Below are 1,076 nucleotides of genomic sequence, written 5' to 3'. Positions count from 1 at the left end.
TGACCACCTCGCCCCCTTCACGACCCAGTTCCAGGTTGATGCGGCCGGTGCCGTCCTTGCCGGCAGACTGACGGCCTTCGCGGGTTTCGATGCCGTGGTCCACGGCATTACGCAGCATATGCTCCAGCGGGGCGACCACTCGCTCCATCAGGGAGCGGTCCAGTTCGCCTTCCGGGTTGAGCACATCGAAGTCCACGCGCTTGTCCACTTCGCCGGAAATCTGCCGAACGATACGACGCAGGCGCGGCACCAGGCGGCTGAAGGGCACCATGCGGGTGCGCATCAGTTTTTCCTGCAGCTCGGTGTTGATGCGTGCCTGCTGCAGCAGCAGGGTTTCGGTGTCCTTGTTGCGATCCAGCAGGGTGTTCTTCAAATCCAGCAAGTCCGAGGCGGACTCGGACAGCTGCTTGGTGATCTGGTGCAGCTCGGAGTACTGGTCCATTTCCAGCGGATCGAAGTCCTCGTCGTATTCGCCCAGATCCACGCCCTTCTGGTAGTTGGACATGATCTGCGCTTCGGTTTCCGAATCCAGCCGGCGTAGCTGTTCGTAAAGGCGCTGCACCGTGTTGCCCATCTCTTCCACGTTGAAGGCGAACTCGGTGATGCCCTGCTCCACCCGGCCACGGTTGATGGAGGTCTCCCCTGCCAGGTTGACCAGAGCCTCCAGCACATCTGCGCCAACCCGTACCATTTCCTGCGGTTGCGCCTGGTTCTGGCGCTGGCGCCGGTCGTCTTTCTGCGGCTGCTGTGGCGCCGGCTGCTTGTCGGTGGCTGCCGGTAAGGTGCTGGCCGGTGCTGCGGCATCCGGAGTCTCTGCGACCGGAGCGCGGGTTTGTGCGGCCGCAGCGACGGACTCCATGCCCCGATTGATCTGGTCGTGCCAATCCAGCATGGGCTGGAAGTCGCTCTGGGCGGGCGTCTGGCGACGGCTTTCCAGGTCCAGCAAATAGGTTTCGAAATCGTGGCTGATGTCGCCCAGCTGTTTGAGGCCGGCCAGCCGTGCGCCTCCTTTCAGGGTGTGCAGCGCCCGTTTCAGATCGTCGATAAAGTCGGTGCTTTCCGGATGATCTTTCCAG

General features: G+C 62.5%; 1 protein-coding gene. It reads right to left on the bottom strand.

Features of this window, described 5'->3' with window-relative positions; translation table 11 throughout:
* A partial coding sequence (locus A3730_RS24695; RefSeq protein WP_197477621.1) for an Hpt domain-containing protein occupies positions 1–1,076 on the bottom strand: 1,076 nt, incomplete at both ends.

Source organism: Alcanivorax sp. HI0044 (genome assembly GCF_001634945.1).
The sequence above is the reverse complement of the archived record's forward strand: the minus strand, read 5'-3'. Positions and strand labels throughout refer to the sequence as shown.